The organism is Aquimarina agarivorans (assembly GCF_000218485.1).
In the GTDB taxonomy this organism is placed as follows: Bacteria; Bacteroidota; Bacteroidia; order Flavobacteriales; family Flavobacteriaceae; genus Aquimarina; species Aquimarina agarivorans.
Map to the genome: position 1 here is coordinate 1 of NZ_AFPB01000072.1, position 21,735 is coordinate 21,735.

At 35.7% G+C, this 21,735-nt stretch carries 19 protein-coding genes and 3 pseudogenes; 2 read left to right on the forward strand and 20 right to left on the reverse strand.

Features of this window, described 5'->3' with window-relative positions; all coding sequences use genetic code 11:
- A pseudogene (locus GMC_RS22075) lies at positions 1 to 1,395 on the forward strand (hypothetical protein); the annotation flags it as partial.
- A gap of 1 nt (position 1,396) precedes the next feature.
- Positions 1,397 to 2,095: a hypothetical protein gene (locus tag GMC_RS0103345; protein WP_010520802.1), complete on the forward strand. Its 699-nt coding sequence runs from the start codon at positions 1,397 to 1,399 to the stop codon at positions 2,093 to 2,095.
- 809 nt (positions 2,096 to 2,904) lie between these two features.
- On the opposite strand, the gene GMC_RS0103355 is transcribed toward GMC_RS0103345, so the two are convergent.
- From GMC_RS0103355 to GMC_RS20485, 20 genes and pseudogenes are all read right to left on the reverse strand, one after another.
- Positions 2,905 to 3,633 carry a LytR/AlgR family response regulator transcription factor gene (locus GMC_RS0103355; protein WP_010520803.1) on the reverse strand — a complete coding sequence of 243 codons (729 nt, stop codon included), beginning with the start codon at positions 3,631 to 3,633 and terminating at the stop codon, positions 2,905 to 2,907.
- 2 nt (positions 3,634 to 3,635) lie between these two features.
- Complete coding sequence (locus GMC_RS0103360) at positions 3,636 to 4,454, reverse strand: sensor histidine kinase (RefSeq protein ID WP_238527910.1); 819 nt, start codon at positions 4,452 to 4,454, stop codon at positions 3,636 to 3,638.
- A gap of 343 nt (positions 4,455 to 4,797) precedes the next feature.
- Positions 4,798 to 5,460: a peroxiredoxin-like family protein gene (locus GMC_RS18930; protein ID WP_202945884.1), complete on the reverse strand. Its 663-nt coding sequence runs from the start codon at positions 5,458 to 5,460 to the stop codon at positions 4,798 to 4,800.
- An 11-nt stretch (positions 5,461 to 5,471) separates the two neighbouring features.
- Positions 5,472 to 6,311, reverse strand: a complete 840-nt coding sequence (locus tag GMC_RS0103370) for a DUF6503 family protein (RefSeq protein WP_010520806.1) — start codon at positions 6,309 to 6,311, stop codon at positions 5,472 to 5,474.
- Positions 6,312 to 6,476: 165 nt separating this feature from the next.
- Positions 6,477 to 6,941, reverse strand: a complete 465-nt coding sequence (locus GMC_RS0103375; protein WP_010520807.1) for a Dps family protein — start codon at positions 6,939 to 6,941, stop codon at positions 6,477 to 6,479.
- 50 nt (positions 6,942 to 6,991) lie between these two features.
- Positions 6,992 to 8,404, reverse strand: a complete 1,413-nt coding sequence (locus GMC_RS0103380; protein WP_010520808.1) for an efflux transporter outer membrane subunit — start codon at positions 8,402 to 8,404, stop codon at positions 6,992 to 6,994.
- An 11-nt stretch (positions 8,405 to 8,415) separates the two neighbouring features.
- Positions 8,416 to 11,559 (reverse strand): annotated as a pseudogene (locus GMC_RS18935) (efflux RND transporter permease subunit).
- Positions 11,560 to 11,649: 90 nt separating this feature from the next.
- Complete coding sequence (locus GMC_RS21900; RefSeq protein WP_010520811.1) at positions 11,650 to 11,853, reverse strand: permuted SH3 domain-containing protein; 204 nt, start codon at positions 11,851 to 11,853, stop codon at positions 11,650 to 11,652.
- 33 nt (positions 11,854 to 11,886) lie between these two features.
- Positions 11,887 to 11,979: pseudogene (locus GMC_RS23395) on the reverse strand (hypothetical protein); the annotation flags it as partial.
- Positions 11,980 to 11,982: 3 nt separating this feature from the next.
- A complete protein-coding gene (locus GMC_RS21905) occupies positions 11,983 to 12,702 on the reverse strand; it encodes an efflux RND transporter periplasmic adaptor subunit (RefSeq protein ID WP_202945883.1) in 720 nt (239 codons plus the stop codon).
- A 114-nt stretch (positions 12,703 to 12,816) separates the two neighbouring features.
- On the reverse strand, positions 12,817 to 13,482 hold the full coding sequence (locus tag GMC_RS0103395) for a peroxiredoxin-like family protein (RefSeq protein WP_010520813.1): 666 nt from the start codon (positions 13,480 to 13,482) through the stop codon (positions 12,817 to 12,819).
- A 17-nt stretch (positions 13,483 to 13,499) separates the two neighbouring features.
- The gene (locus tag GMC_RS0103400; RefSeq protein WP_010520814.1) at positions 13,500 to 14,105 is read right to left on the reverse strand and encodes an MATE family efflux transporter; all 606 of its coding nucleotides are present in this window, start codon (positions 14,103 to 14,105) and stop codon (positions 13,500 to 13,502) included.
- Positions 14,106 to 14,171: 66 nt separating this feature from the next.
- Positions 14,172 to 14,927, reverse strand: coding sequence for an MATE family efflux transporter (locus GMC_RS0103405; RefSeq protein WP_010520815.1), 756 nt, complete (start codon positions 14,925 to 14,927; stop codon positions 14,172 to 14,174).
- A 3-nt stretch (positions 14,928 to 14,930) separates the two neighbouring features.
- On the reverse strand, positions 14,931 to 15,338 hold the full coding sequence (locus GMC_RS0103410; protein ID WP_029489580.1) for a DoxX family protein: 408 nt from the start codon (positions 15,336 to 15,338) through the stop codon (positions 14,931 to 14,933).
- A gap of 25 nt (positions 15,339 to 15,363) precedes the next feature.
- Positions 15,364 to 16,584, reverse strand: a complete 1,221-nt coding sequence (locus GMC_RS0103415; RefSeq protein WP_010520817.1) for an ABC transporter permease — start codon at positions 16,582 to 16,584, stop codon at positions 15,364 to 15,366.
- The gene (locus GMC_RS0103420; RefSeq protein WP_010520818.1) at positions 16,581 to 17,330 is read right to left on the reverse strand and encodes an ABC transporter ATP-binding protein; all 750 of its coding nucleotides are present in this window, start codon (positions 17,328 to 17,330) and stop codon (positions 16,581 to 16,583) included. Before GMC_RS0103420 ends, GMC_RS0103415 begins: the two co-directional genes overlap by 4 nt.
- A gap of 8 nt (positions 17,331 to 17,338) precedes the next feature.
- On the reverse strand, positions 17,339 to 18,544 hold the full coding sequence (locus GMC_RS0103425) for an efflux RND transporter periplasmic adaptor subunit (protein WP_010520819.1): 1,206 nt from the start codon (positions 18,542 to 18,544) through the stop codon (positions 17,339 to 17,341).
- An 11-nt stretch (positions 18,545 to 18,555) separates the two neighbouring features.
- Positions 18,556 to 19,884 carry a TolC family protein gene (locus GMC_RS0103430; RefSeq protein WP_010520820.1) on the reverse strand — a complete coding sequence of 443 codons (1,329 nt, stop codon included), beginning with the start codon at positions 19,882 to 19,884 and terminating at the stop codon, positions 18,556 to 18,558.
- 549 nt (positions 19,885 to 20,433) lie between these two features.
- Positions 20,434 to 21,012 (reverse strand): pentapeptide repeat-containing protein, encoded by a 579-nt coding sequence (locus GMC_RS0103435; protein WP_010520821.1) that lies wholly within the window; start codon positions 21,010 to 21,012, stop codon positions 20,434 to 20,436.
- A gap of 92 nt (positions 21,013 to 21,104) precedes the next feature.
- A partial coding sequence (locus tag GMC_RS20485) for a ricin-type beta-trefoil lectin domain protein (RefSeq protein WP_010520822.1) occupies positions 21,105 to 21,735 on the reverse strand: 631 nt, incomplete at its 5' end.

Here is a 21,735-nt window from a genome sequence, read left to right on the forward strand (position 1 = left end):
TTAATAACACTTCCAAATACAGTAGCCACTACCGAGACCAACAAAAAAATAACTTTTGAAAAAGTAAACGAAGGCACTTTGAATAGTGAATTGTACCTAGTAGTAGAAACCGAAGGTTTCCAAGGCTATAGTTTGTATTTTAATATAAAACAAGGTAAGGAAAAAGGTATTGAGGAAAAAGATGCACTGGTTACCTTCAAAGATGAAAAAGGTAATTATGGTACCAAAGGCGAGGTAAAAGTAGGTGCGCTGTGCGAAAAGCATTATATGAATGTAGATGACTATGCCGAAACAGCGATCTACAAATTACAAATAGACCATAACGATAAGACCAAAAAAGAAGCTTGGCAAAAAGCTTTAGAAGGAAAAGACAAAAAAATACCTTTATACTTACTAGTAGAAGGACATACCGTTCCTGGACAAGAAGAAATAAATATCAACTACCACGGTGATAGCGAAGGTGGCGAAATACGTGGCGAAGCTATCAAAAATCTATGGCTAGATAGTGATGGAAATTGGTTTCAATTAAAAAAAGGTTGTGGATGCAATAGTGATTTAAGGATTGAACACATATCAGGTGTTTTTAATGATGCTTCTGAGGGCAGAAAAAATGACATCCTATCAGAATTAAATAAATCATATAAAGATGAAAACGGAGAATCGAAAAAACTCTATGAAATTTTCCAATTAGAAACCTGTGCTAAAAGAGCTCATTTTTTTGCACAAGCATATGTTGAAAGTTTTTCTAATTTAAAAGGTGCATTCAAAGGGGAAAGCTTAAACTATTCAATTGAAAGGTTAATTTCTGGTTATCCATTTTCTTGTTTTAAGAAAAATTCAGAGTTAACTAAAAAGGCTTATGAAATAGGGAGAGGCCCCTATACTTATGAAAAAGAGATAAAAAAGATAGACAAGTCAACTAAAAAAGAAATTATAATAAAGCAAAAAATAGAAATACCGTCATCACAAAAGGCTAATCAAAAAGCTATTGCGAATATAGCTTATGATGATGCAAACAGAACTAAGAGATTTAAATTAGGTAATGTTAATGATGGGGATGGTTGGAAATTTAGAGGTCGAGGATTATTACAAATTACAGGAAGAACTAATTACACAAATTCACAAAAAATTATCGATAAAAAAATACCTAATTCTGGCATTAATTTATCTGGTGGTAGTGATGACTTTACGGCCAAACAAGTTGTTTTTGCTGGTTTAGCTGATTGGTATGAAAAAAAATGTTACCTAGAAGCTGCTAAAGGTATAAAATCTGAAAATGTAGATGCAGTTACAAAAAAAATTAATCAAGCTACAGAGTCATATGGGGAAAGAAAAAATGCTTTTTTAACAACAAAAAAAGTTTTTGAATTAAAAAAATGTTTAAAAATTAAATAAAATGCTAACAAAAAATATAATATACTTTTTAATTTATTTCCTAACTATTGGATGCAACAGTAAGCAAAAAAATAGTGTTGATAAATCAAATAGTTCTATTGATTTAAATATAACAGAAAAACCCTCTCAAAAAAATAGTTTCATAATTCGTAATAAAAATGAAAACTTAACGAGTTTCGTAGAAAAATTTAAAAACAAAATCTATGGGAATAACACTAATTATTCACTTAATCATCAAATAATAGAATCAAATAATTGGCTAGATGGAAAGTCTACAATAATAGTTTTTATAGATGTTCCTAAAGAAGATGAGTATGAGGATTATATTTCTGTAGAAGGTTATATGCTATTTTCTGTGGATAAGATAAATTATAACAAAATTAAAATAGACACATACAATCCCGAAGGTAATCAAGCTATTATCAAATCTATTTTTTTTGCTGATTCTCAAAAAAGTAAGACTAAAGATTTGGTTGTTATTTCTTCGTGGAAACAGTCATTAAAAAATACAACTGAAGGGACTATTTATGAAACACGTTTTTATAGAAAAGTAAATCAGGAATCTAAGCTAATTTATTTACAAGAAATAAGTAAACACTTTGGTACTAGTTTTGACGGTCAAAGGGAAGGAGAAAAATTAAGTGCTAAATTTAAAACTCCGAGCGAAATAAAATCTGAATTAAAAAGAATAGGATATTAGAATTGACCAAAGAAATATAAAAATTCAATAAAACGTTTTGTAACACATAAAGCATTCGTCTTGCCGATAGGCCAGAGATGAATGCGATGTTGACTAACCCGGTGGTGGATTTATGGGGAAAGTGATGTGTGGTAATCTTCAATTCTAGAAAGTACAACCTCGTTTTTCACAAATTTCAAGGTTTGAAAATACGCTTTGACTATTGAAAAACGAATCTATTGGCATCGATTATAAGTTTTATATGGGGTTTAATCTGATTTTGAGCTATTTCCTTTAAATTTGGACAATACTTGTCCCGTCCCTATTATGGGATTTTTTTAAAATCTATGTAGTCTTTAGTTTTTCTAACCAGCGCTTTGGCGGACCTCGTACCCCAAAGTAAGCGATGATTTGCAAAGTGCCTTTTTTACATTTTGGGCAAATACGGTGGTTGTCCTTGATCTTTTGCGCTTTAACATTTAGTGGACTTTTAGCCAATGTCGCTTGCAGCTTCTTTAGGTACTTCCGCTTGGTAGTACTATCTCTCTTTTGAGTTGGTACGTTTTGCTTGTGCCGAAACTTGGGTAGTAAGTGCCACCAAAAACAATGATGGTAAAACGTATGCTTTTATAAATGTTTTCATCTTATTAGATTTTAAATTAGACATCTTTTCTTTTTACAAATTGACCTATTGGTCTTTCAATAGTTTAAAGATATTGGTAATGGTCTCGTGAAAAAATGAAAATAGACAGTTGCCTAATTTGTATCTACAAACTAGTAGATTGTATAGAAATGAAGATTCTAGATTAAGAAAATATGCTTAATTAAGGCTAAAGCGAATTGTTATTTATGAAGTCTAAAAATTTAGCTTTGTACTGCTCTGAAACTGTAATACGTTGCTTATTGATTATGATCTGACTGCGTTCGATAGTTTCCACATTTTTTAAGGATACAATAAAAGAACGATGGACTCGCATAAATTGGTTGTCCGGCAGTTCTTCTTCTAAAGATTTTAAACTCAATAAGGTTAAAACAGGTTTTGGATTGTCTTTCAACCAAATCTTTATATAGTCCTTCAGGCTTTCAAAATAAAGAACATCAGCTAGTTTAATGCGTAGTTGCTTGTATTCTGATTTTACAAACAGAAATTCCTTTTCTTCGGAAACGATGGTTTGTTTTTTTCCTTTCACTAGCTCAAACCAGGTGTTCGCTTTGTTAGCTGCCGCTAAAAATTCAGCGTAATCAAATGGTTTTAATAGATAATCCAAGGCTTCAACTTTGAAACCTTCCAATGCATATTGGTCAAAGGCTGTCGTGAAAATTACACGTGTATCTTTTGGTACCATTTTGGAAAATTCAATACCTGTTAAATCGGGCATTTGTATGTCTAAAAATAATAAATCAACAGGCTCGTTTTTAATAAACTCCATCGCCTCAATGGCACTACTGCATTTCTTTTTAAGTTCCAAAAACGGTGTTTTCTCCACATAACTTTCCACTAAATTAAGCGCCATAGGCTCATCATCTACAATAACACACGAAATTTTTATATTACTCATCCTTAGGTAGTTTCAATTGTTAGTTGGGTAGTGAAAAGGTTATTTTCTACTTCAGTATGGAAGCTGTTTTTATTAGGGTACAGTAAATCTAAACGCTTTTTGATGTTAGGGATTCCTATTCCTGACCCGCTTTTATCATCTGTCTTCTTTGGGAAATTACCGTTTTTTGTAGTAAAATTTACTGTTCCCCCATCCACAGACATTTCGATACATATTTCACTCTCCTTAGTTGCCGAAACACCGTGCTTAAATGCATTCTCTATTAATGATATAAATAATAATGGTGCTATTTTAATGTCTGTTTCCTTGTTCGGAAAATTGTAATGCACAATAGTTTTATCCGAAAGTCTTAACTTCATTAAGTCGATGTACTTTTTCATAAATTCGATTTCTTTTGAAAGTGGCACCAATTCAACATTTGTTTCATATAGCATATAGCGCATCAGCTTACTTAAGCCGTGAATGGATGTTTTTGCCTGATCTGGCGAAATATCTACCAATGAATAAATGTTATTTAACGAATTAAAAAAGAAATGCGGTTGCAACTGGTAATGTAAATGTTGCAGCTCGGATTGTAATTTAATGTTTGCAGCTTCCTTTTGTGCTGCCTCATTTTTTGCCCAGCGTTTTGTCGTTTTTATGGCTATAGCAAAAAGCAATGGCGCTATATATTTCAGCAGTTGTATATAAATAGACATCGGAAGTGGTGGGCCACTTTCATTTCCGTTTGAAAGTCGCCTATTTCCGAGATTTTGAAAAAATGTATCTTCAATAAGTTCTTTTGCAAGAACAAATCCTATGATAATCAAAATATTAATCACTATGAATTTTACTGTCTTATTAGCAAATAAATATCGGTCAGTAAACACAAAATAATTACTGTAAAATATTACAGATGAGAATACTAAAGGAATCCAGAAATGTGCTATATACCTATTAATATCTGTCTGTTGGCCATAAGACAACAGGTAAGGCATACTGAAGAGTACTAGCCACACCAATCCGTGCGAGAGGATTGTTATTGTTTTATTTTTGTGCATTACTTAAAATCAATTTTAAAAGTTAAAGGTAAAATTATTTATCTCTTTTAGTTCGTAGAATAGATAGGTTGAAGACTTAAAGTGCCTTTTAATAGATTTAATCTTTACCATCTGCTTAACTACACTAATTTAAATTTGAGCTCTTAAGAAATTCTGTAATCTCTGAAGGTTCAGCCCTGTTGCGGTAATCTGCATCTAAGAAGGCATAAATTATTTCTCCGTTTTCATTAATTACATAGGTTGCCGCTAAAGGAAGCTCGTTAGAGGTATCTCCATTGTAACTATTTAAATCAAAAGATTCATTATAAATCTCAGCTACTTCGTCAGTAAGTTGAAAGGTAACACCATAATCATCTGCAATTTTGTTCCCAATATCACTTAATACCTCAAACTTGAGATTGTTCTTTTCTAGAGTGCTCATAGAATTGTCAGGGATCTCTGGTGTTAAGGCAATTAAATTTGCTCCGTTAGCCTTAAAATTGGGTAATTCCTGTTGTAATTGTCTTAGTGTCATATTACAATATGGACACCAACCACCTCGATACCAAGTAAGAACAACTTTGCCTTTTTTTAAATAATCATAAAGGGTTATTGGTTTTCCTGATGCATTCTTTAAGGTGAAATTTGGTGCTTTATCACCTACCTGTTTAGCACTACTGGTTATCTTACTATCCTTAACAGCTTGTATTCCTGCTTTGTAGATAATTTTTATTTTTTCATCTGCTTTTAAGTCAAAACTGGCTTTCTTATCATCCAGTTGCGATTTTAATGATATTGCAATATTTATTTCCTATTTTATTATTTCTTTTTAAAATTTTCTTTTGTGATTTCTGTATCAAAAATGATATCAGACCAAGTTACTTTTATCCACGGTGTATCTGTTACCTTCGCATCCCAAGAAGATTTTTTGTATTTACGTTTCGTGGGTAGTAGTATTCCATCAATGTTTTCATAGTCCATTAGCATTAAATTAGGCGTTTCCATCACGCCAAAATCTGCTACCGTAAATAAAAACTGGTCTACTAATTCTGTTTTTTGGTTGATAAAAATTTGGTAGATATCCGTAGGGGTATTCCCTTCATTTTTAAACGTTATCTTCACTATGTCGTAGAGTTGATTGTCTATCGTTTTTTCGCCAAGATGCTCATAAATTACACCTGGGTCTAATAACTTAGGCATCATTGTAAACCAGTAAAAGTTTGTTGGACGATTAAATTTTACCCTTTTTAAAAAGTCTTCGTTTGCTAAGGCTTCTCCATTGTGCCTTAACCAAAATTCCTTACCGTCATAGCCTTGCTCTATAGTCCCTTCCAGTTGTGGTAGGGTTCTCTCGTGTATTTTATAATTTCCATAGGACAGCTCTCCATTAAAAATGTACCTCTCTGTCGAAACGTCTTTTTTTCCATCTGGCGTTTCATACGTGTACGTATACTGCACATTATTTTTCTGGGAAAGGCTCTTGTAACCCCCTACCTTCTGTACCATTTTATAGACCAATTCGTGTCCTTTATTCTGAAATGTCTCGACTGTTTCTTTTTTATCATCACTTCTGTTTATTTGTTTATTGTCCTTGCAGGCAACAAAAAAACCACCTAGGAATAGGATAACTAAAACTTTATTTCTCCTTTTTAAAATCATAATTTATTTTTTAATTATACAATTTTTACTCGTACCACCCGTGCGGTTATTGGATCTAAAGTCGAGGTCTTTCTCAAAAGATCCCATCTTAAAAAAAATTCCAGTTACAGCACAAATAGTAGAAGGTATTACTATTTAATAAATACAATACTTGTAAGCTCATTTTTATCCCAAAAATGCAGAATACATCCACGTTAATTTCTCTTGTTCTCTGATGTAATCACTCATCAAAGCACTTGTTCCTTCATCATTTGCCGCTGAACTTAACTCCAATAAGCCACGTTGTTTTTTTAACAATAATTCAAAACTCGAAAGAATAGAATTTACCGTATCATCAGCATTGGTGTAATTTATAGCTTCTTTAATATCACAGGTTTTTAGGTAAATGGAATATGCGTGTATAGGCTGCCCACCAAGTGTCAAAATTCTTTCTGCCAATTCATCTACCTTAACTAAAAGGTCGTTATATAGTTCTTCAAATTTCACGTGTAATTCAAAGAATTTCTCTCCTTTTATATTCCAATGAAAGCCTCTCACGTTCATATAAAATATTTGATAATTCGCTAATAGGTCATTCAAATGTAAATTCATTTTCTCTACTTGTTCTTGATCTAATCCTAATTTGTTCATAATAAAATATTTAGTTTATTTTTTTTAATAATTTCTCGTTTTGCAGAAGCCTAATTAATCCATCCGCCACCTAGTGCACGATAAAGCTGGACTACGGCTTGTAATTCTTGCTGTTTGTCACTAACACCATCCAATTGTGCAGACAATAGGTTGTTCTTAGTGGTAAGCACATCTGTATAATTGGTGGTAGAGGTATATTTTAGTAGTGCTTCGGTAAATTCAACTGACTTTTCCAAAGCCGAAATTTGATTTGCCCTCGCCTCTTGCTTTTCTTTAGCTTTTTTGTAAAGGAAAAGGGCATTCGAAATTTCTCCTCCGGTATTTAACCAAGTTGCTTTATAATCATAAAAAGCTTGTTGTTGTACCGATTCATTTATTTTTAACCGAGCTTTATTTTCTCCATTTGCAAAAATGGGTTGAGTCAATCCGCCAACTAAATTGTAGAAGACTGAATTATCAAAAAAATCGGATAACGATAAGGATGAAAGACCGCCATTGGCTGTGATGGTAAGCGATGGATAGAAATATGTTTTCGCCAAATTCACGTCTTCAAATGCAGCCCTAAAAGCCATTTCTGCTTCTATAATATCTGGACGATTACTTAATAGGGAAGAGGGAATTCCAATTTTTAAATCTGGATATGTAGTTTGATTCTCTATCGTAGATCGTTCTATGTTACCTGGCGCTCGCCCTAATAAAATAGAAAGTGCATTCTCTTCTTGTAAGATACTTAATTCAATATCCGGTATACTGGCTTCTATTTCATATCTACTTGCCTCGCTCTGTACAACGGCAGCACCATCTACTACTGCCGATTCTTTGAGAAGTTTCATAGTTTCTTGATCGCCTATTCGGTTTTCAAGCGTTTTCTGGGTAATTTCCAGTTGTGCATCAAGTGCTAATAAACTGTAGTATGAAACTGCTATATCTGAAATCAGTTGCGTCTGTATAACCCTCGTTGCTGCTTCCGTTTTTAAAAAGGAAGCCAAAGCAGACCGTTTGTTACTTCGTAATTTACCCCATACATCAATCTCCCAACTACTACTTAATTGACTCAGGTATGAAGTGGTATTTAAATTGATACCATCTATGTTACCTAAATTCAGGGATGCTTGCGACGTTTTTGATTTGCTTACCTGTGCGCTTCCTTCCAAACTTGGAAAAAAAGATAATTTTGCCTGTACCAAACTCGCCTGCGCCTGATTAATATTTTCTATAGCAACCTTTAAATCAAGATTATTTTGCAAACCCTGGTCAATTAAACCTTGTAAAATACTATCGGAAATTATTTCTTTCCAATGTAAGGTTGCTATTGAGGTAGTATCCTGAACCGCAGTATCCCTATAACTCTCAGAAAATTCTGCATCTGGTGTTGCATATTTTTTGTTTACCACACCACAGGAATTAAGCAATAGTATCATTGCAACAAGTGGAATTATATATCTTAAAGTTCTATATTTCATAATTAATACTTTTATTTATTCAATATTGGTTCTTCTTCATCTTCTCCCCAATCTTCATTTGGAATGCCCACAACTTTTTCTTGAAGTGTCTGGAAAATCACATATAGAACCGGAATGACCAAGACCCCTAAAATGGTTCCCAATAACATACCACCAATTGCACCCGTACCAATAGCCCTGTTACCTACAGCTCCCGCATAAAGGGGTTAAACCGAAAATAAAGGCGAAGGAAGTCATTAATATGGGTCTGAACCTGGCAATGGCACCATCTATTGCCGACTGTATAATGGTTTCGCCCTCGCGCCTTCTTTGTATGGCAAACTCTACAATTAAAATGGCGTTTTTGGCGAGTAACCCAATGAGCATTACAAGTGTGATCTGTATGTAAATGTTGTTGCTGATATCGAATAAATTTGCAAAGATCAACACACCTGAAAGTCCTGCAGGAACCGCTATTAAAACCGAGAATGGTAGTATGAAAATTTCATATTGGGCGCTCAATAAAAAGTAGATGAAAATAAAGCACAGTGCAAAAATATAGACGGTCTGGCTACCAGCTGAAATCTCTTCCCGGGTTAAGCCTGAGTATTCGTATCCATACCCTGTTGGCAAGGTTTCCGCAGCAACTTCTTCAATAGCGCTAATAGCATCACCAGAACTATAGCCATCATTTGGGGCACCATTTATACTAGCGGACGTGAATAGGTTAAAGCGGGTAATACTTTGTGGTCCATAAACCCTTTTAAGTGTTACAAATTCCGTTATAGGTGCCATAATACCATTGCTGTTCTTTACTTTAATGGCGTTTAAACTTTCCAAATTTGCCCTAAAATTAGGTTCAGCTTGATAGATGACACGGTACTGCTTTCCAAATTTATTAAAATTGGAAGCATACACACCACTTAGATAGCCTTGCATAACACTTAATACATCCTCAACATCAATCCCAGCCAATTTGGTTTTAGCAACATCTACCACTACTTCATATTGAGGGAATGTTGGGTCTAACGTTGTGGATGCATATTGTATTTCAGGTCTTTTGCTCAAGGCGGAAACAAAATCCTGACTCACCGTATAAAGCTCGTCCACCGATCCACCACTTTGGTCTTGTAACTGCAATTGAAATCCATTACTGATACCAAAACCCGATATAGTTGGCGGTGCAAAAAAGATGATATTGGCATCTTTAATGTGTGCCGATTGGCCGAATAATCTTTTTACGATAGATTGCGCATCTTGTCCTTCACCAGATCTTTCATTCCAATCTTTTAACCTTAATATCACTGTAGCATAATTAGATCCGGCACCGCTTATCAATCCACTACCTGTATTTGTGAATACGGCTCTTACTTCTGGAATATCCTCAACTATTTCCTTTACTTGCTCTACAACTTCTGCTGTTCTTTCCAAAGATGCCGCTGCTGGTAAGCTAATATTGGACATAATCACACCTTGATCCTCGTCTGGGACGAAACCAGTTGCCGTTGTATTCATCAGGTAAATGAATATTCCGATAAAAATGGAAAGTACACCTGTGGCAATTACCTTTTTACGAATGAGGAATGAAACCGATTTTTTATATTTTGAAGTTGTTTTCTCAAAACCCGTATTAAACGCCACATAGAAACGCTGGATGAATCCTTTTCTGGTATGGGCTTCATTATGGGGATTTAACAAGAGTGCACATAACGCAGGACTCAACGTCAATGCATTTACAGCCGATAAAATAATGGCAATGGCAAGTGTTATCCCAAATTGCTGATAGAATACTCCCGAAGATCCACTAATAAAGGTTACAGGAACAAATACTGCCGACATCACTAAGGTAATCGATATGATGGCTCCAGAGATTTCACTCATAGCATCCAAACTCGCCTTCCGTGCCGATGTGTACCCAGAATCCAATTTGGCGTGTACCGTTTCTACCACCACAATAGCATCATCTACCACAATTCCAATGGCGAGCATCAAGGCGAAAAGGGTCAACAAGTTGATAGTAAAACCGAATAAACTGAGAAAAAAGAAGGTTCCTACAATAGCTACGGGTACTGAAATTGCAGGAATTAAAGTGGAACGCCAATCCTGAAGAAAAATAAAAACTACAAGAAAAACCAAAAGGAACGCTTCTATAAGGGTCTCAATCACTTTGGTAATTGAGGCATCCAAGAAGTCGTTGGCATTTAACATTTCAACATATTTAATACCTTCGGGGAAGTTAACAGAGGCTGCTTCCAGAGTGGCTATGGCGTTTTCAACCACTTCTTGGGCATTGGAACCTGCGGTTTGGGCTATAGCAATTCCAACTCCTGGGTTGCCATTCACTCGTGTAGTGGTACTGTAGGACTGTGAGCCTAACTCAACACGTGCCACATCTTTTAATCGAAGAATACGACCGCTTTCTGTTGTTTTTATAATGATATCTTCGAACTCGGAAACGTTATGTAATTTCCCTTTGTACTTTAAGGTGTACTGATATGCCTGATCGCCTTGTAGCCCTAATTCTCCGGGTGCTGCCTCAAGGTTCTGATCTGCGAGCGCAAGACTGATATCTGAAGGAACCAAACCATAGTTTGCCATAATATTGGCTTTGAGCCAAATACGCATACTATAATCTCTAGACCCAAAAGTAGTGGCACTACCTACACCATTGATTCTTTTTAGGACTGGAACGATATTGATGTTGGCATAATTTTGATTAAATTCTTCATCATAATCGCTATTCTCACTCTAAATACCAATAATAAGCACATTACTACTTTGTTGCTTTTTAGTAGTTGCACCAGATTGAGTTACTTCAGATGGCAATAAATTTGTGGCACTTGAAACACTGTTCTGAACATTTACCGCAGCAATATCAGGATCGGTTCCTAATTCAAAATACACACTGATACTTGCGGACCCACTACTGGCAGTCGATGTCATATACGTCATCCCTTCTACACCGTTTATTGCTTCTTCCAACGGAATATGATTACACTGTTTAGCACAGCTTCCGCATTTGCGCTATCGTAAGACGCAGAAATCTGTACCGTTGGTGGCGCAATGTCTGGGTATTGGGACATTGGCAGGGTCGTGATTCCTATAACTCCTAAAATCAATATGATAATGGAAATTACAGCGGAAAGGACTGGTCTTTTTACAAATTTTTTAAACATAACCTATGGTGTCTGATTAATTAGCTGTTGTGGTAGTTTCAGTAGTAATCTTTAAAGCTTCTACATCTACTGCATTTACTTCAACAGGTTTTATTTTTTTCCACTAGATAATGTATTTATTCCTTCGATAATGACTTTGTCATTTGCCTTTAGTCCATCGCTTACGATATAAGCTTGACCAGAAACAGAAGGTGTTACCGTTATTTTAGTGGATTTTGCCTGTGACAGGCTATCGACCACGTAGGCATACACATTTCCTTGAATCTCATAGGTGGCGGATTGTGGAATCTGCAATGCATTTTCTATGGTTCTGGGAATTCGTATAGTAGCACTATTGCCAGTTCTAAGTAGATTATCCGGATTGTCAAAAACAGCACGTACGTTAAAAGAACCTGTCTCTTCATCTACCTGTCCGCTTATGGTTTATATGCTACCTTTTTGGTCGAATAATGTATAATCAGCTAATAATAAAGAAACTTCTGGCGGGTTGTTCTCACGTTCCTTTTGAGTAGTTCCTTCATTCCTTCGCGTAAATTCGAGATGTGTTTTTTCATTTATAGAAAAATACGCATACACTTTTTTAATATTCGATATTGTTGTTAACGGGTCGGTAGTAGAACTGCTCACCAAACTACCCAATTTGTAGGGTAGTGTTCCTACAAAACCAGAAACCGGTGCGGAAATACGAGTATATTTGTAATTGGTTATGGCATTTGCCAAATTGGCTTGTGCTTGCTTTAATGCTGCTTTCTTTGCCGTAACCGTATTTTCAGCCGAAGTGAGTTCAAAACTGCTGATGATTTCTCTCTCAACCAATGGTTTTGCCTTTTCTACCTCTAACTGGGCAGAACTTACTTCCGCTTCAGCACTACTAATGGTAGCTTGCGTATTTCGCACCTCTTGTTCATACTGTGGTGCATTTAAGACAAAGAGCAAACGCCCTTTTTCCACATACTTGCCTTCGTCAACCAATACTTCTTCTATAAAACCTTCAATTTTAGGCCTAATCTCAATGTTCTCTTTGCCCTCGATAGTTGCCGGAAATTCATTATATAGTTCGATTGTTTCCGGTGCGAGCTTCAACACTTCATATTCGGCAATTTCTTCATTCGTGTCAGCTTTCTTATTGCTATTACAAGACAATGATAGTAGACCGATGAACAGTCCACAAATCCAGGTCTTTTTATTTTTAATTCTAATGTTCATAATTATAGTTGTTATCTGTTAAAAGTTTCTAGAGTTTTATTTTAATAAAATCTAAGACAAACTTTTCAAAACCTCAATAATCTCATCCGGCTCTGAGCGTGTTCTATAATCAACATTGACATAACTCCATTTAACTATTCCATCACTTCCCAAAATAAAAGTGGCTGGAATCGGTAATATATTTCCATTTCCATTATTAATTTTTATTAAATCTAGGTTACGATCTAATCGCATATGTTCCATCAAGAATTCTGGAACTTCCCAGGCAACACCATATTGTGAAGCAACTTTTGCATCTTGGTCAGACAAAATAATAAACTCCATTTTACTAATTTCATTATCAGTCAATGACCCATCAGGTATTTCTGGACTGATGGCAATTAGTGTTGCACCAAGTGAACGGATTTCGTTTAATCTGGCTTGCAAGGCTCTAAGTTGTAAGTTGCAATATGGGCACCAACTACCCCTATAAAATGTGATAACAACGGGACCATTATCCAGAACATTTGATAAGGATATTGATTTTCCTTGAGCGTTAGGCAACTCGAAATTAGGCGCTTTTTCTTCAATTTTAATAGCATCTTTTCCTTGTTGAATTTTTTTTGCTTTAATAATGATATTATCAACACATTTCATAAAATCAGGATTGTTTTTTCGTCCCATTTCTATTTTAGCATTCGTTTGTTCCTTTAATGTTTTTACTTTATTAGTTTTCATAATCTTGATTTTTTGTGTTATTGGTTAATTAGTATTAATTTTTTTAGTGAATAGTTTTTAACGAATAGTAATGAAATCAAAGCCGCTAAACTATCACTGACCACAAAGGCTACCCATATACCGATCAAGCCATACATAGTATTCAATAGGTAGGCAATGGGAACGAACAGTACCGGACGCAATAGTGCCAAAAATGATGCAATCTTGTTTTTCTGCAGTGCTTGAAAGTAACGTGTCATCACTATCTGCACCATATAAAAGGGAATCGATATCGCGAATATCTGTATCGCCACCTTCGTGATGGTGGTGACGTTTTCATTTCTATCAATAAAAACACTGATTATTGGCAAGGGGAATGATTCTAGAATTACCACTCCAAACAAAGCGACCAAGCCTGTCAATTTCAAGGCGTGTTCAAAAGTTTTTACTGCACGGTCGTACCGTTTTGCTCCATAATTATAACTGATAATCGGTTGCATCCCATCGCCTGTTCCGAGCGCTGACATCATAAAGAAAACGTTAAACCCGAAAATTATCCCCATTGCCGCAACCCCATCAGTCCCTCCAGAGTCGAGTAGCAGGCCATTAGCGAATACATTTTGAAAGCTAGTAGCAACGTCCATAAGAAAAGGGGCAAAACCGACCGAAAGAATGGGTAGGATGATATGTTTTTTGAGTTTGACCTTTTTTCATACTATTCTTACAAGACTTTTACCGCTTAGGTAATATCGCATTAAAAATATGGCATTGGTGGATTGGGCTATTAATGTTGCCAGTGCGGCACCACTTGTACCCATATTAAATATTTTCATAAAGACGTAATCTAAACCAACGTTGATTATACAAGACAACAGAATAAGTTTTGCCGGTAAACGAGGGTTGCCTTCGGCACGGCAAGTAAATTCCAGGGCGAGGAAAAAACTAAGGGGAAACCCAATGATGAGGATTAAAAGATATTCGGCCGATAGCTCCAAAAGCATTCCTTGAGCACCGAAAGCGACCAATAAAGGTTCGTAAAAGAACCAGCCTGCAATAGTGAAAATCACTATAGTTATTAAAAGCCCTGCGATAACATTCCCCAGTGCATCTTCTGCTTTTTCAGTTTTTTCTTCACCCAAATATTGAGCAATTAAAATACCTGAACCACTACCAAAAAGTAGTATAAACCCATATTGAAAAAGTGTCACGGGAAATACCAGGGTTACTGCCGACAATCCCTCTGCTCCAACAAATTGACCAAAAAATATGCGATCAACGAAATTATAAAGCGCGTTGATTAGTAACCCCAAAACCGCAGGTCCTACAAAAGCAAATAGTAGCTTTAATAGAGAATCATCTTTAAGTGAATACCCTTCTGATTTGGTTTTCACCTGCGTTGAAATGGCCTCTTTCTTAGGATTTAAGAAGAGAACTACGCTATGGAATTTATGTATCAAATTTTTCATTTACTATTTTACTTGCTTTGTGAAAACAAACGCTGAAACTGCATATTTCCCTGCACCTGTAAAAAAGAACATCAAGCCACCAAATGCATACAATAGAATGAGTTCAATTTCTAGACCTCCCGACTTTGATAGCGCAAATAAATTATCAGAATGTGCAAGAAATAGGGCTGCTATCATTCCGAAGAAAAATGCCAAGGATGCTAATCGTATTTTAAAACCTATTAAGATTAATAGAGGTGCGATTAATTCTGAAATGTAGACACCATAGGCAAACAATTCAGGTAATCCTGCTTCTGCCAACATACTTTTAATACCATTCAGATTACTCAATTTAGCCACCCCGTGAAACAGCATAAGTCCTCCAATTGTAATTCTTGATAGTAATAGTCCTAAGTCGATATTTTTTTTCATCTCTTTTGAGTTTATAGTATTTGGATTATTCATATCTCAAAGCAGTTATTGGATCTAAAGCTGATGCCTTTCTTGCTGGATACCATCCAAAAAAGATTCCCGTGATGGCACAAACAGCAAAGGATATTACTATGGAATAGAATGCAACACTCGTAGGCCAGTTCAGGAATTTTTCGATAAAGACTGTGGCACTTAACCCCAAGATTACCCCTAGAATTCCACCAGTAATACTTATTAAAATAGCTTCTATTAAAAATTGTACCAAAATGTCGGCACCCTTACCACCTACTGCCATTCGTAACCCAATTTCCTTAGTACGTTCCTTAACTGAAACATACATTATATTCATAATCCCAATTCCTCCAATTAATAGGGATATACTTGCAACGGCAACCAAAAGAATGGTGAGCATTTCACTCGTTGAACTAAAGGTTGAGATTAATTCTTCCATAGAACGTACGGTAAAATCGTCATCTTCAGTAGCCATAAGTTTGTGTTGCGTACGTAAAATTTCTGTGACTTGTGTTACGGCTTCAGCTGCATCATCTTCGCTAATGGCAGAAGCCATCACCTGATTTAGATGATCTATGGCCAAAATACGTTTTTGAACTGTTGTGTAAGGGGCAATCACCACATCGTCCTGGTCTTGACCAAAGGTATTTTCACCTTTTTCTTCCAGAACACCAATCACTTTAAATGGAATGTTGTTAAAACGAATCATTTGCCCAACAGGATCCTGACCATCTGGAAATACATTATCCACAACGGTCTGTCCAATGACTGCCACTTTGGAAGCCGATTTTACTTCGGCATCTGTAAACATACTTCCGCTTTGTAAATCGACTACCTTAATTTTTAAATAGTCCGGATTGACACCATACATCGTACTTGGCCAGTTGTTGGAACCATTGATCACTTGTCCGCCACCGTTTACGACAGGCGTTATATAACTTAATAAGGTGGCCTCATCTTTTAAAACTTCATAATTTTGAAGCGTCAGGGTTTGTACATCACCACCACTTCCTCTGGCTGGACCTCTATCATCTGCTCCTGGTCTAATGGTAATCATATTTGAACCCATATTTGAAATGGAACTTCGTATACTTTCTTTAGAACCTTCACCTATTGCAAGCATTGCAATTACCGAAGCCACACCAATGATGATACCTAACATTGTAAGCAAGGTGCGTGTCTTATTAAGAACGATGGCCTTGAACGCGATTTTTAATAAATTTAATAGTCTCATAATACAGGTTCTTCTTTAGGTAATTTTGCTAATTGTTCTGAAGCAGATAATACCTTGTGGTTTTTATAATCTTGCATAATTAGTCCATCTTTTAATATGATGGTTCTATTGCTAAATGCTGCAATATCAGGCTCGTGTGTAACAAACGTGATCGTAATGCCTTGCTGGTTTAATTCTTGAAACAGTGCCATAATTTCATAGGAAGTTCTTGTGTCCAAATTCCCAGTGGCTTCATCTGCGAGAATCATAACAGGATTGTTCACCAACGATCTTGCAATAGCAACACGTTGTTGTTGACCTCCTGAAAGTTGCGAAGGGGTATGATGCAATCGTTCACCTAAACCAACCATCTCTAAAGCCTTGATTGCACGCTCCCTTCGCTCTTCAGAAGTTACTTTACTGTTATATAATAAGGGTAGTTCTACGTTTTCAATGGCAGATGTCCTTGCCAGTAAATTATAAGATTGAAATATGAATCCTATCTTTTCATTTCTTATGGCTGCCAATTCATTTCTGCTCAAATCCTTTATGCTAACATTGTCAATATCATAGGTTCCCGATGTTGGCTGATCTAAACATCCCAGGATATTTAACATCGTACTTTTACCAGATCCGCTAGATCCCATTATGGTTACAAACTCACCTTCATTGATTATGAATGAAATGCCCTTTAAAGCGTGAACCGTTTCAGTACCCATTGTAAATTCACGTTTTAAATCTTCTATTTTAATTATTTCTTTAGTCATAACTTTTCTTATTTTTTCTTAGCTCTTGGGCGCTTTGGCATAAATGGACTTTCGTTAGTTCCTCCCGGTTTACTAGCTTCAGATTTAGATACCCCTTCTAAGTTATAGACCAGTTTTTCGCCTTCGTTAATACCACTCAAAATCTGAACATTTACACCATCACTAGCGCCGAGCGACACGGTTCTTGGTGTAATAGATCCATTATTATCAAGAACCCAAAGTGCTGTTCCAGTATCCGTTGGATTAAAGGTGCTACCCAATACTTTATGCTGTGTATTATAATTTGCTAACGCTTCGGCTTCTGGTTTAAAATTGATGGCTTTAGCTTCCGCAGTCAATACTTCATTCAATTCTAATGTGTAGATTGAAATGGTTGCTGTTAAACCTGGTTTTAATTTTAAATCCTCATTATTAGCTTTAATTACTACCGTGTATGTCACTACATTTGAAGTCACCGTTGGATCTAAGCGTACTTGCGTGACTTCACCGTTAAACGTTTCACCTATATAGGCATCTACGGTAAACTCTACTCGTTGTCCTTCTTTGATGTTACCTATATCTGCTTCATCCACGTCTGCTTCAACCTGCATTTCCTTTAAATCTTGAGCAATGGTAAATAACGTTGGCGTACTGTAACTTGCTGCAACAGTTTGCCCTTCGTCGATGGCCCTGGATAACACAACACCATCGATGGGTGAATAAATATTTGCATATTCCAAATTGGTTCTAGCCGATTGCAAATCTGAAAGACGTTGCGTCACCGTACCTTTTGCTGTTTGTAGATTGTAAAGTGCATCGTCATAATCCGATCTGCTAATCACTTGATTATCAAACAAGGTTTTCTGCCTGTCATAAATTGTTTGCAAGTAATTTCTTTGGCTTACAGCATTGTCGTATGCTGCTTGTGCTTGTGTCATAGACGCTCTAAGATTGGTTTTATCAAGTTCAGCAATCAGCTGTCCCTCTTTTACCACACTGTTATAATCCACGTGTATTTTTTCTACAACACCAGATACCTGTGTGCCTACTTCTACTTGCGTAATGGGCTCCATAGTGCCTGTTGCCGTGACCATAGTGGTTACGTTGGCTTTTTTTGCTGCGACGGTTTTTGCTTCAATAATCACAGCATCATTGCTGTTTATAAAACTGAACGCCACAATAGCGAGTATTGCTATCACTGTGCTTCCTATTATGATTTTCTTTTTGGTTTTCATCGTACTATTGATTAAAGTTTAATATCGTTACCTTGATAAAATTGTAATAACTGGTGGTATAAAATACTTAGGTATTTTGCTTGTAAATAATTTTGTTGTGCGTTGGTATAGGTGTTCTGACTAATAATTAAATCGGTAGTGCTCAAACCTCCCAAATCATACTTTTTCTGTGCGAGTTTATAGGTTTGTTCTGCGGCTGCTTTTGAAGCTTCGGCTGCTTTCAACTGTTCTTGAGCAGATGTCGCATTTTGATATGCGGTCTCCACTTTTTTATATACTTCTTTTTCAATCGTTTGTTCGTAAATCTGTGCTTTCTCTATATTGATCTGTGCGGTTTGCACAGCTACTTTTGTTTGATTCCTGTTGAATATTGGAATGCTTAACGAGAGTCCGATTCGTTGGTTAAAATTGACATTGAATTGATCTGAGAAATTATTGTCATTAATACTGGTATAGCCGGAACCCAAGCTACTTACCAACGATAAGGATGGTAGGTAAGCACCTTTTGCGATGTCTAATTCTTTTTCACTTACTTCAACTCCGATTTTACTGGCACTTACTTCTGGTAAAATATCTAGGGCTTTGTTGTAAATATCCAATCTATCGAGCTCTAGATATACATAGTCAACTTCATCATTTAGCGTTTCAATCTCGATATCTTCTGTTGGATCTAACTCTAAGAGTTGTTTTAACGTTATGATGTATTGTTGGTAGGTGTTTTTCGCAGCAATAACCGCATATTGGTTGGTTGCTGCCTGACTTTGTGCTTCGGTATAATCGCTCAAGGCAATGGAACCTGCATCTAATCTTGCCTTTGCTGTTTCTACTTCTTTTTCTGAAGCTATAAGATTGTTTTCGGCAATAGCAATGCCTTCTTTAGCGAATAGAATCTGTAAATAATTTTCTAATATGCTTACAATGATGCTGTTCTTCGTTTCTTCTTCTAAAAACGCACTCTGATTTAGAAGCAATTCATTTTGTGCTATTTGATTATTGATTTGATTACCCTGAAATAAGGTCATCGAACTATTAAGACTTACATTGGTACTATAGATCTGGTCGGAAACAAAATCGCTTGTAATAGGGTCAATGGAATTACCATTGGAAAATGTTTGGGAAGCTGAACCAAATAGGTCTGGCAGTCTTGAAGATTTTGTCTTGCTATAATCTACCTCGGCAATATTTTTATTTAAAGCTGCATCCTTAACTGTAATATTATTCTCTAGAGCGTAGTCAAAAAGATTGTCTAAAGTCCATAGTTTTGACGGCTCAGAAATAGATTCTTGCGATAAAAGCATCTGAGAAGTCAGTAGTATTATTAGGATGAAAAAATGTTTCATTTTTTGAGTGTATTTATTTTACACTTCAAAGATGAAGCGATATCCTGTTGTAATAAAACCTAATAGATGTCTAGGGAAATTGTATATACAGAAAGGGTGATTTTATCGATGAGATTTTTTATGATTCTGGTTTAGCGGTATCACGTGGTTGAATGTAACGACCGTACGAAATTATTATCTGTTAGTATTTATACCACCTTTAGTTATAACAAACTTGGTTTTAAAACAGATTAAGGTTATGCCAATTAGGTCCAAACCGGGATGCGGGAACTGTTTAACTTGATTGCCTTTGATAAGCGGGCTGGGGTAAAAGGAAGTAGCTCAATTTCTGAAGGACTTATATAGCAGAATCACTTCCGAGATAAATTGTAACACAATATACATTAAGCTCTTATCTCGATATGAAGTGGTTGCTGGCCTTTTTCGGCAGGCAGGCGTGGAATGTAGAGGAATATGCTGAGTGGATTCTAAGAGATTGGTTACTAGTAATTCACAATAGTAGTAGTATACCGTTTTTATGATTTTATACCTGTTAGTGTTCTTTAGTTTTTAAACTATATCCAATAAATACTTAAAAAGCAATCCTTCAAGTTGGAATGAAGAAAATTTTGCTTTTTTCATTTTGTTAGATTCAGGGTCGATAGTAAAGTTGATTGCACCCCTAAAATCTGCTTTTTCAAGTATCGTATTGGAAAATCTCGCTCTTGTCAAATCTGAATTTGTGAAAAATGAAGAAGATAAATCCGCTTCAGAAAAATCAACATCTTTCTGGGAACATTTAATGAAATGTGTCTTTTTTAAATTCGTGCCAAAAAATGTACAATAGTCCATTTTGCAATTATCGAACTTAAAAGTAAACATAAGATTATTACATCTTGCAAAATCAATTCCAAGGATTTTACTTGCTATAAAAACTGAATTTCTAAAACCAACACCTTCTATCTCTGTCTGTGAAATATTACAATCCTGAAAAGTGCAATCTTCATAACTACTTCCTCTCAAGTCACTTTTTGAAAAATTACAACCTATAAATTGACAGTTATAATACTCCTTATTACTTAAATTCTCTTCAGAATAGTCAACATTTTTAAATGCTTTATTCTCGTAGGCTGTTGTTTCGTTTATCATTCCTTATTACTTAATTTCTAGTTCTTTTCTGCGGTCTTTTTGTACGAAACGTAGTATAATTGGATTCTAACATCTATTAGCTTTAAAACCTTTTAGTTTGCGTTGGGTTTTGTGCCCTTGATTACCCAAGTTTTCAGACTCTTGTCCGTACTTTCTATTGGTTGTAGGGATAAAGTTCTAGACATATAAGGTCTTGCATCGTCACTTTCACTTCCAGCCGCAAGACAAAGATTAATGTCTTCTTTTGGCCTGAATTCTCCGCTCTCTTTATCATATATAAATTTCTGTTCGGAAGATTGAGTGTCACTTTTGACAAGGCTTATCGTCATTCCAATTTTTGGACCGCCAATCATTGCAGCACAGAATCCTGGATATGTGGCAGAACAAATTTGTTGAGTTTCTTCATCAAAGTAAAATAAAACATCTTCGCCATTCGGCTTGCAAGAGTGGGCGTGTAAAGAATCATTAAAGCCTCTATTTTTTGTGTCAATACAATAGCCTAACTTGTCTTTTTCGTCTAGATTATCTGCGAGATAGATTATAGGTTCTGGCGATTGGATATTTGGCGCATTTGAACTAAGCTTTTCTTCGGTTCCAGTCTTTTGGATTTCAGTTTCACTTTGTTTTTCCTTTTTATTAGTATTGCAGCCCATAAAAATGGCCAACAATAAAATTGTTACTAGATTTTTCATTGGTATTAGTTTTAAATTATATAGTAGTATT